Genomic DNA, 12205 nt, shown 5'->3' on the forward strand with positions numbered 1-12205 from the left:
TAAGGAGAGAAAATGAATAAATTTGAATTAACATCCGCCTATAAGCCCACCGGTGATCAGCCGGAAGCTATTGCAGAGCTCACTGAGGGCGTACTTCAGGGAGTTCCGGCACAAACTTTACTTGGTGTCACCGGTTCGGGAAAAACGTTCACCATAGCTAATGTTATTGCTAACATCAATAAACCAACGTTAATATTAAGCCATAATAAAACGTTGGCCGCACAACTTTACAGTGAATTTAAGTCTTTCTTCCCCAATAATGCCGTAGAATACTACGTTTCTTATTATGATTATTATCAGCCGGAAGCTTATCTTCCGTCTTCTGATACATATATAGAAAAGGACCTTGCCATCAATGATGAAATAGATAAACTGCGCCTTGCCGCTACTTCTTCCCTACTCTCGGGCCGGAAAGACGTAGTGGTCGTGTCTTCTGTATCCTGCATTTATGGTATGGGAAATCCGTCCGACTTCTATAACAATGTGATAGAAGTGCAGCAAGGAAAAGCATTCAGTCGGAACGTTTTTCTACGTCGTTTGGTGGACAGTCTTTATGTACGCAATGACATTGACCTGAATCGTGGTAACTTCCGTGTGAAAGGAGATACAGTAGACATTTATCTGGCGTATGCCGATAATCTGCTGCGTATCATTTTCTGGGGAGATGACGTAGACAGCATCGAAGAAGTCGATCCGATAAGCGGTGTTACCATCGCCCGCTTTGATGCATATAAGATATATCCCGCTAATCTGTTCATGACCACTAAGGAAGCCACGCTGCGAGCCATTCATGAAATTGAAGACGACTTGCGCAAACAAGTGCAATGGTTTGAAAATGAGGGACGTCCCTTTGAAGCGAAACGTCTTCAGGAGCGGGTTACCTATGATATGGAAATGATACGCGAATTAGGGCACTGTTCAGGCATAGAAAACTATTCGCGCTATTTCGATGGGCGTAAGGCCGGTAGTCGTCCTTACTGTTTATTGGATTTCTTCCCGGAAGATTTTCTGATTGTCATTGATGAAAGCCACGTCAGTGTACCGCAGATTCGAGCCATGTATGGGGGCGACCGCGCACGTAAAATAAACCTTGTGGAATATGGTTTCCGTCTTCCGGCCGCCATGGACAATCGTCCGTTGAAGTTCGAAGAATTTGCGGAAATGGCAAAACAAGTGATTTATGTGAGTGCGACACCTGCCGACTATGAACTTATCCAGTCGGAAGGTATAGTTGTGGAACAAGTAATTCGTCCTACCGGATTGTTAGATCCTATAATCGAAGTACGTCCCAGCCATAACCAGATAGATGATCTCATGGAGGAAATCCAGATACGGATCGAGAAGAACGAACGCACACTGGTAACAACGCTTACCAAGAGAATGGCGGAAGAGTTAACAGAATTCTTACTGAATAACAATGTGAAGTGTAACTACATCCACAGTGATGTAGATACCTTGGAGCGCGTAAAGATTATGAGTGATTTGCGTGAAGGCATCTATGACGTCCTTATCGGCGTCAACCTGCTGCGTGAAGGACTGGACTTACCGGAAGTGTCACTTGTAGCCATTCTTGATGCAGATAAGGAAGGCTTCCTACGTTCTCACCGCTCGCTGACTCAGACTGCCGGACGTGCCGCCCGAAATGTAAACGGAATGGTAATCATGTACGCCGACCGTATCACCGATAGTATGCGACTGACAATTGATGAAACGAACCGTCGCCGCGAAAAGCAGTTGAAATATAATGAAGAGCATGGCATCACGCCTCAACAAATCAAGAAAGGGAAGAATCTGAATGTATTTGCATCAAATGCTCCTACAGAAGACAGTTATATCGAAAAAGGAGCGACGATCACTCCCCGCCCCTACATCGAACAAGAAAGCTCTGCCCATATTGCCGCCGACCCGATTGTACAATACATGTCTCGCCCGCAATTGGAAAAGAGCATCGAACGTACCAGAAAGCTTATGCAGGAAGCTGCCAAGAAGCTTGACTTCATTGAAGCGGCACAATATCGTGACGAATTACTGAAAATGGAAGATATGCTGAAAGAAAAAATCTAATACTACTTTTCTTAAAATACATAGAAGAAGCGCGGATTTTCACTAATAAATGTTATTAAACATACTTTTTTTCTTGGATAATTTGCAGTTATTTTGGAAGTACGTATCTTTGCACTGTGTTTTTCATAGTATTAGATTTAAGGTTAACAAAGGTTGGAGTACAGCGGTACTCCTTTTTTTATGCCCATACGCCTGGTATGCACTGGAAAATCAGACAACAGACTATCAGTATATGATAAAACACTATCAATTCATCTTATCGGAATTGCCTATCTTTGCCGCACTTATTAATATTCAGAAATCTAAAAAGAAGAAAAACATGAGCATCAGAAAACGAATGAATGTATTGTTTGGAACGTTACTGCTGACCGGCAGTCTGTTTTCACAAAATGTATGCGTATCTACCCCTGAAACCTCTCTGGTACTCTCGGCACCTGTCGGTGGTGAGCTGAAACATGTATACTATGGAGATAAACTCTCGGAGGTAGATTTGCAGAATATAAATCTTACAGGAACTCCGGACATGCCCGCTTATCCTGTGTATGGACTTAACTGTCCCGGAGAATCCGCTTTAGCCGTAAAACATGCCGACGGCAACATGACTTTGCAGATGGAAATCGTACAGGTAAAAACGAGCAAGGAAGGAAATGCGGAGATCACTGCCATCGAACTGAAAGACAAGGTATATCCTTTCTATGTAAACGTGTATTATAAAGCCTATCAAGATGCAGATGTCATCGAGACATGGACAGAAATCCGACATCAGGAAAAGAAACCGGTTTTACTCAATCAGTTTGCCTCTGCCTTCTTACCTATTCGTCGGGGCGATGTCTGGCTATCTCATCTTTACGGATCATGGGCGAACGAGGGACGTTTATGTCAAGAGGCATTGGAACCCGGCATGAAAGTAATAAAGAATAAGGACGGAGTACGAAACTCGCACACCTCGCATGCCGAAGTCATGTTCTCACTGGATGGAAAGCCACAGGAAAATACGGGTTGTGTCATTGGCGCCGCCCTCTGTTATAGTGGCAACTACAAACTGCGCATTGATACGCACGACGATGAATATCATCGGTTCTTTGCCGGAATCAACGAAGAAAATTCAGCTTACTCATTAAAGAAAGATGAGATTTTCCGTACTCCCGAACTTGCTTTAACTTACAGTAATGAAGGATTAAGCGGAAGTAGCCGGAACTTCCATCGCTGGGCGCGCCTGCACAAATTGGCTCACGGCACTATTCCCCGCAAGATTTTGCTGAATAGCTGGGAAGGTGTCTACTTCGACATTAACCAGACGGGGATGGATCAGATGATGAATGATATCGCTTCCATGGGTGGTGAACTGTTCGTGATGGATGACGGTTGGTTTGGCGACAAATATCCGCGTAAGAATGACAGTTCTTCTCTTGGAGACTGGGTAGTGGATAAGAATAAGTTACCCAATGGCATTGATGGTCTGCTGAAAGACGCACAAAAGAACGGTATCAAGTTTGGCATCTGGATAGAGCCGGAAATGGCCAACACGACCAGTGAACTTTATGAGAAACATCCGGACTGGGTGATTAAGGCTCCCGAACGTGACGTGGTGCAGGGACGTGGTGGTACACAAGTAGTGCTGGATCTTGCCAATCCGCAGGTACAAGAATTTGTCTTCAAGATTGTAGATGATCTTATGAGTAACTACCCGGAAATCGACTACATCAAATGGGATGCCAATATGTCCATCTTAAACCATGGTTCCAATTATCTGACGAAAGACAATCAAAGCCACATGTATATTGAATTCCACCGTGGCTTTGAGAAAATATGCCAGCGAATACGCGCTAAATATCCGGACCTTACCATACAGGCTTGCGCCAGCGGCGGTGGTCGTGCCAACTATGGCATCCTACCCTACTTCGATGAGTTTTGGGTAAGTGATAATACGGATGCCCTGCAACGTGTCTATATGCAATGGGGAACTTCGTATTTCTTCCCAGCCATTGCCATGGCATCGCATATCAGTGCCGCTCCCAACCACCAGACTTTCCGCACCATTCCTTTAAAATATCGCATTGACGTAGCGATGAGTGGTCGCCTGGGTATGGAAATACAACCAAAGAATATGACAGAGGAAGAGAAGGCACTTTGTAAGAATGCCATCGCTGAATATAAAACGATCCGTCCGGTGGTGCAACTGGGTGATATCTATCGTTTGATGTCTCCGTATGATAAGTTGGGAGTAGCTTCTATGATGTATGTAACGCCCGAGAAGGATAAGTCGGTGTTCTATTGGTGGAAGACAGAACACTTTGTCAACCAGCATCTGCCACGAGTGAAAATGGCAGGACTCTCTCCCGATAAACTTTACAAAGTGCATGAACTGAACCGGATAGATAATGATCCTCTGAGTTTTGAGGGAAAGACATTCAGTGGTGCTTATCTGATGGCGAATGGTTTGGAGATACCTTATAATCATAAGGTGGATTATCATAAGCAGAATGATTATTCAAGCAGAGTGCTTTATCTGGAAGAGGTGAAATAGTATTTATCGATAATTTAATGAAGAACTAAGAATGAAGAATGAAGAATTTGGCTGCGCTATGCAAGCATGCCGCAAGGTAATTCTTCATTCTTCATTTCGCTAAATTATCATTTAACTCATAACCCTACAGAAACAAATTAATTCCCACCAATCCCCAATAATTTCACATTTTTGCGTATGTTTGTACAAAAGTTCAATCCAGCAAATCTACATGGAATTATTAGTATATAAAGCCTCAGCCGGCTCAGGAAAGACATTCACCCTTGCTGTAGAGTATATCAAACACCTGATACTGAATCCAAGGGCTTATCGGCAAATACTGGCCGTAACTTTTACCAATAAAGCTACGGCAGAAATGAAAGAACGTATTCTGCAACAACTTTACGGTATCTGGTTAAGTGATCCGGCATCAGAGCCCTACCTGAACCGTATCCGGGAAGATTTACAACAGAAAAACTTATCTGACTCTGACATCCGTCGGGCAGCGGGAACAGCATTGCAATACATGCTGCATGATTACAGCCGTTTTCGTGTAGAAACCATCGACTCCTTCTTCCAGTCCGTAATGCGCAATCTGGCACGGGAACTGGAACTAAGTCCGAACCTGAATATAGAACTGAACAACGCCGACGTACTGAGCGATGCCGTGGACAGCCTCATAGAAAAACTGACGCCCTCCTCCCCTGTCCTGGCTTGGTTGCTGGATTATATCAACGAGCGCATTGCCGACGACAAACGCTGGAATGTATCCGACGAGATCAAGCGATTCGGCTGGAATATATTCGACGAAGGTTACATAGAACGCGGTGAAGGGCTCCGGCAACAACTGAAAGAACCGGATATAATCAAACTGTACCGTAATGTGTTGCGGGAAATGGAGACCGAGGCTCTGGAACAAATGAAAAGCTTCTACGACCAGTTCATCGGAGAATTGGAATCACATGCACTCACCGCCGAAGACCTGAAAGGCGGAACGCGAGGCATAGGCAGTTATTTCCGTAAATTGCGTGACGGGCGGTTATCGGATAAAGATGTGCTGAACGCCACTCTGAAAAACAGCTTGGATGACGCAAAGAATTGGGCCACCAAAACTTCAACCCGAAAGAATGACATCATCCACCTGGCAGAAACAAGTCTGCTTCCTTTATTGCAGGATGCAGAAACATTCAGACCTCGCAACAACAAGACCGTAAACAGTTGCCGGTTATCACTGCAACACCTGAACAAATTGCAATTGCTTGCCCACATTGACGAAGAAGTACGGGAGCTGAACCGCGAACATAACCGTTTCCTGTTGTCAGACACCAACGCCTTGCTCCATAACCTGGTACGGGATGGAGACTCTTCATTCGTATTCGAGAAAATCGGTGCCAATATCCGGAACGTAATGATCGATGAATTCCAGGACACCAGCCGGATGCAATGGGATAACTTCAAAATATTATTGCTCGAAGGTCTTTCACAAGGAGCCGACAGCTTGATTGTAGGTGACGTGAAACAATCCATTTACCGTTGGCGAAACGGAGACTGGGGAATATTGAATGCACTGGGTACCAAAAAAACACCTATTCCCTACCCTGTACGTGTAGAAACTTTAAAGACAAACCGTCGAAGCGAAACAAATATCATCCGCTTCAACAACAGTTTGTTTACGGCCGCAGTGGAGTACCTGAATATGCTCCATCTGAAAGAATTACAGGAAGATTGCCGCCCGTTGCAGCAAGCTTATGCCGACGTGGCACAGGAATCTCCACGAACCGAAGCCAAAGGATACATCAAGGCAACTTTCCTGGAACCGGACGAAGAACACGATTATACGGATCTGACCATCATCTCTTTAGGCGAAGAAGTACAGAGACTACTGGCTGCCGGTGTAAAATTAAACGATATCACCATCCTCGTTCGCAAGAATAAAAACATTCCTCCCATTGCCGATTACTTCGACAAAACAATGCATCTGCCTATTGTTTCAGACGAAGCTTTCCGGCTGAATGCTTCACAAGCATTGTGCATGTTGATGGATGCTTTACGTTACCTTTCCAATCCTGATGATAAAGTAGCAAGAGCCTCGTTAATTATAAATTACGAATTACAGATTACGAAAGGAAGCAAAGAAGAGCGAATTGCGAAGGAAGGAGCAAATACGCCTGAAACGAAGTGGGACGATATACTAACTTCCCGACCTGAAGATGTATTGCCCGAGGCATTCGTCAACCGCATAGAACCTCTCCGTCTAATGCCATTATACGAATTACTGGAAGAACTGTTCAGCCTGTTTGAGATGAACCGGATCAAAGAACAGGATGCATATCTCTTTTCTTTTTTCGATGCCGTGACGGAATACCTGCAAAACAACTCATCGGATCTGGATGTATTTATCCGCTATTGGGACGAAACCTTATGTAACAAAACAATCCCCAGCGGAGAAATGGATGGCATTCGTATCCTTTCCATTCACAAGTCAAAAGGACTGGAATTCCATACCGTCTTAATCCCCTTTTGCGACTGGAAGTTGGAGAATGAGACCAATAATCAATTAATATGGTGCTCACCTTCCGAATCACCTTTCAGCGCGCTCGACATTGTTCCGGTCAATTATTCCTCTACCATGGCAGAATCAGTATACAGGCAAGAGTATCTTAACGAACGTCTGCAACTTTGGGTGGATAACCTGAATCTGCTCTATGTAGCATTTACCCGTGCCGGAAAGAATCTCATCCTTTGGAGTAAAAAAGGCCAGAAAGGAACAATGTCCGAGCTGCTTGCCAATGCACTGCCACACGTGGCCGCCCGGGAAGGTAATGAAAACTGGGACGAGGAAGAACCTTACGAAAGCGGAATGCTCTGCCCATCGGAAGATACCAAACCGACAACGACCGCCAAAACCTCAGTCAACCGCCTTGCTCAAAAGCCAGACAAGCTCCCGGTACACATGGAGAGCATGAGGCATGAAATCGAATTCCGGCAGTCAAACCGTTCAGCCGATTTCATTCAGGGAGTTGACGAAGATGAATCGGACAATCGCTTCATAAACCGGGGACGCTTGCTGCATACTCTTTTCTCAGCCATTGAAACAGAAGAGGACATCGACAACGCCATCGACCAACTTATATTCGAAGGCATCATCGGCAAACCGGAAACAGAAAATGAAATCCGGGAACTGACACGGCATGCCTTTTCCATTCCCCAAGTGCAGGACTGGTATTCGGAAGACTGGCAATTGTTCAACGAGTGCGACATCATCTGGCAAGAAAAAGGGGAACTCCGAACCCGCCGACCGGACCGCGTCATGATGCGCGACAACGAAATTGTTGTCGTGGACTTCAAATTCGGAAAACAGAACAAGAAATATAATAAGCAAGTGCAGGGATATATGCAACTGCTCACACGCATGGGATACCCGAAAGAGAACATAAAAGGATACCTGTGGTACGTAGAAGAAGATTTAATAGAAAAAGTATAAAGAATCATGGTACGAGGAAAGCAAACTTGCAAAATATTAAAAGACATTCGTCGGCAAATTGCCGAAGCAAATGATATCGAATATATCACTTCCGAATGTCAATATAAAGGAGATTGTATAGGCACATGTCCCAAATGCGAGGCAGAAGTGCAGTATCTGGAGCAACAACTGGCACGTAAACACATGGCAGGAAAAGCGATTACCATACTTGGAATATCCGCGGGATTGGCAACAATGATACCACAACCTGCCTGTGCAGAGCCGATCCATTCCGAAGCTCCGCATGGTTATTATATAGTAACTCCGGAAATACAGGAAAAACCGGTTATAAGAGTCCTCCCACCGGACTCTCTCGTACAGGAGGTTATCGCGAAAGATACTACAATATATGGTACAAATGAATATGATGCACCGGATACAATGCCCGAATTTCCCGGAGGCATGGCTGCACTGATGCAATTCATAAGCAAAAAATTAGACCTGAAACTTCCCATTTATCAAGGTAACGGAACTCAAGGACGAACCACAGTCAGATTTGTCATCGAAAAGGATGGGAGTATCACAAATGCCAGAATCCTCAGAGGCATTGATCCGTATTTAGATAAAGAGGCTCTGCGCGTAGTCAGGGAATTCCCCAAATGGAAACCCGGTACGGTAGCGGGACAACCCGTACGCGTGGAATATACCGTCCCGGTCATGTTTCGATTGCAGTAGATATAAGGGCAATTATAAATCAGAATAATCATGGTACGAGGAAAGCAAACTTGCAAGATATTAAAAGACATTCGCCGGCAAATTGCCGAAGCAAATGATATCGAATATATCACTTCCGAATGTCAATATAAAGGAGATTGTACAGGCACATGTCCCAAATGTGAATCAGAAGTACGATATCTGGAACATCACCTGGAACGACGACGCATGGCGGGAAAAGCGATCACCCTATTAGGATTGTCCGCAGGGATTATTGCAATGAACGCCTGCGCCAACTCACCAGGCCAGTCAGCAAAGAACATCTCAGATATCAAACTTGAGTGTCAGAGCGTGTCGACGGATAAGGACTCACTCTTTTTAATCAAAGGTACAGTTACAGACAGTCTGACTCAAAAACCAATTGTCGGGGCCAATGTCTCTGAAAAAGAAACTACAAATGGTACTCTAGCAGATGCGAATGGTGAGTTTACACTAATAGTTATCAAAAACAAAAGATTAAGATGCAAACTTTTCTTCAATTAGTTGCCCAAGATTTACACCAAAAGATAGGAAATGATCTTTCACGGGTCGCCATTGTTTTTCCGAACAAACGTGCCAGCCTTTTCTTCAACGAGCATTTGGCGGCACAAAGTGACCGCCCTTTATGGTCTCCCGCTTACGTCAGCATCAGCGAACTGTTCCGACAGCTTTCTCCATGGAAGCTGGGCGACCCCATCCGCCTGGTTTGTGAACTCTATAAAGTTTTTCGTGAAGAAACCCGTAGTGAAGAAACACTCGATGATTTCTATTTCTGGGGAGAACTTCTTATCAGCGATTTCGATGATGTCGATAAAAATCTTGTTGATGCCGACCGCCTGTTCTCCAATCTGCAAGACCTGAAAAATATCATGGATGATTACGACTTCCTTGACTCCGAACAGGAAGAAGCCATCCGTCAGTTCTTTCAAAACTTCTCCATCGAGCGACGCACACAACTGAAAGAGAAGTTCATCTCCTTGTGGGATAAATTAGGCGATATCTATCACTGCTACCGCGACAATCTCGCAGAACTCGGCATTGCTTACGAGGGCATGATGTATCGCTACGTCATGGAAGAACTGCAACCGGAAAAGCTGAAATATGACCGGTATGTTTTCGTTGGTTTCAATGTATTGAATAAAGTGGAAACCCGCTTTTTTGAGCGTCTGCGTGATGCCGGCAAAGCATTGTTCTATTGGGATTATGACTTGTTTTATACCCGTTTACCCCGTGAGAAGACTCCGCCTTGCACACATGAAGCCGGCGAATTCATTCTCCGCAACCTGAAAATCTTCCCCAACGAACTACCCGAAACCGCATTCGATGTATTAAGACACCCTAAAAATGTACGTTTCATCTCCGCTCCTACCGAAAATGCACAGGCACGCTATTTGCCGGAATGGGTACGTTCCGTAATGAAAAACGATCCATCGGGTACACCAACCCAGGAAAAAGAGAATGCTGTGGTACTTTGTAATGAATCTCTTTTATTACCCGTACTCCACTCCATACCATCGGAAGTAAAGAATGTCAATATCACGATGGGATTTCCGCTGGCACAGACCCCTGTATACAGTTTCATCAGTGCACTCATAGAACTGCAAACCAATGGCTATCGCAGAGATACAGGACGTTATTCATACGAAGCCGTCCAGGCTGTATTGAAACATCCCTATACACGCCAATTGTCCCCCTCTGCAGAAAAACTGGAGAAACAGCTGACAAAAGACAATCGCTTCTATCCCCTGCCTTCCGAATTGAAGCAAGATGGGTTTCTGGAACAGATATTCACTCCGCAGACCGGCATTTCAGCCCTCTGCCAATACCTGACGGATACACTTCGCGAAGTCTCCATCCTCTACCGGCAAGAACAGGAAACAGATGATATTTTCAATCAGCTTTACCGGGAGTCCTTATTCAAGAGCTATACCCTCATCAACCGTCTGCTCAATCTTATCGACAGTGGAGAGCTAAATCTGCAAATCGACACATTAAAACGTCTTATTTGCCGCTTGCTTGCAACCTCTAATATCCCGTTCCACGGTGAACCCGCCATCGGTATGCAGGTAATGGGAGTGCTGGAAACACGTAACCTTGATTTCCGCAACCTCATCATGCTCTCCCTCAACGAAGGTCAGCTGCCCAAAGCCAGTGGAGAATCATCCTTCATTCCTTACAATCTGCGGAAAGCTTTCGGCATGACCACCATCGAACATAAGAATGCGGTCTATGCATATTACTTTTACCGACTGATACAACGCGCTGAAAATATCACCTTATTATATAATACATCTTCTGATGGACTGAACCGTGGAGAAATGTCCCGTTTCATGCTGCAATTTCTTGTTGAATCACCGCACGATATTTCACGCGAATATCTGGAAGCCGGACAATCTCCTCAAAGCGGCAGGGAAATCCGTATAGAGAAAACACCGGAAATTATTGCGAGAATGTGTGAGAAATATAATCTCGTCCGCCATCCCAAAGCACTGTTCTCTCCTTCCGCTCTCAATGCTTATCTGGATTGCCGTTTGAAATTCTACTATCGTTATGTGGCCGGATTAAAAGCTCCCGATGAAGTAAGTGCTGAAATAGACTCCGCACTGTTCGGTACTATTTTCCACCGCTCGGCCGAATTGGCATATAAGGATCTGACTGCGAATGGAAAAGAAATACGAAAAGAAGACCTGGAGCAACTGTTACGTAATGACGTGAAATTACAGAATTATGTAGATACAGCTTTCAAAGAAGAGTTTTTCCACGTTCTCCCCACAGAAAGGCCTGAATATAATGGTACGCAACTTATTAATGCCAAAGTGATTGCATCCTATCTCCGCCAATTGTTGCGCAACGACCTGCAATATGCTCCTTTCGCCATGGAAGGCATGGAAGAACCGGTAAACGAGATCATGGAAATAGAAACTCCACAAGGAAAACTGGCCCTGAACATTGGTGGTACCATCGACCGCATGGACAGTAAGGGCGATACCTTGCGTATTGTAGACTATAAAACCGGTGGCAGCCCCAAAACTCCCGAGAATATAGAGCAACTGTTCACTCCTGCCGACGGGCGTCCGAACTATATTTTCCAGACTTTCCTATACGCTTCCATCATGTGCCGTAAACAATCGTTGAAGGTTGCCCCTTCCCTGCTCTACATTCACCGTGCAGCATCGGAAACCTATTCTCCTGTAATTGAAATGGGGGAAGCACGCCAACCTAAAATACCGGTCAACAACTTCGCTTTCTATGAAGATGAGTTTCGCGAACGTCTGCAAAACCTCTTACAAGAAATATACAATCCGGAGGAACCCTTCACACAAACTGAAGATAAAAGGAAATGTGGGTTCTGTGATTTCAGAGACCTGTGCAGGCGCTAATAAACAAAACAGACCGTCCGTTCACCTGGAACAGACGGT

Annotated in this window: 5 protein-coding genes and 1 pseudogene; all 6 read left to right on the forward strand. The window is 44.8% G+C overall.

The genetic code is table 11. The features are described 5' to 3' along the window. The first annotated feature begins 12 nt into the window (after positions 1-12). Positions 13-2064: an excinuclease ABC subunit UvrB gene (uvrB, locus tag VYM24_RS19365; RefSeq protein ID WP_299093155.1), complete on the forward strand. Its 2052-nt coding sequence runs from the start codon at positions 13-15 to the stop codon at positions 2062-2064. A gap of 319 nt (positions 2065-2383) precedes the next feature. Continuing rightward, a complete protein-coding gene (locus VYM24_RS19370) occupies positions 2384-4591 on the forward strand; it encodes an alpha-galactosidase (protein ID WP_291551474.1) in 2208 nt (735 codons plus the stop codon). Between the two features lie 211 nt (positions 4592-4802). Continuing rightward, entirely contained in the window at positions 4803-8054 is a 3252-nt protein-coding gene (locus VYM24_RS19375) for a UvrD-helicase domain-containing protein (RefSeq protein ID WP_330940684.1), read from the forward strand. 6 nt (positions 8055-8060) lie between these two features. Next, positions 8061-8768, forward strand: a complete 708-nt coding sequence (locus VYM24_RS19380) for an energy transducer TonB (protein WP_330940685.1) — start codon at positions 8061-8063, stop codon at positions 8766-8768. 30 nt (positions 8769-8798) lie between these two features. Further along, a pseudogene (locus tag VYM24_RS19385) lies at positions 8799-9248 on the forward strand (carboxypeptidase-like regulatory domain-containing protein); the annotation flags it as partial. 20 nt (positions 9249-9268) lie between these two features. Beyond that, positions 9269-12166 carry a PD-(D/E)XK nuclease family protein gene (locus tag VYM24_RS19390; RefSeq protein ID WP_330940686.1) on the forward strand — a complete coding sequence of 966 codons (2898 nt, stop codon included), beginning with the start codon at positions 9269-9271 and terminating at the stop codon, positions 12164-12166. Positions 12167-12205 lie beyond the last annotated feature (39 nt).

Origin of the sequence: Bacteroides sp. MSB163 (genome assembly GCF_036416795.1) — a bacterium.
Taxonomy (GTDB): Bacteria; Bacteroidota; Bacteroidia; order Bacteroidales; family Bacteroidaceae; genus Bacteroides; species Bacteroides maternus.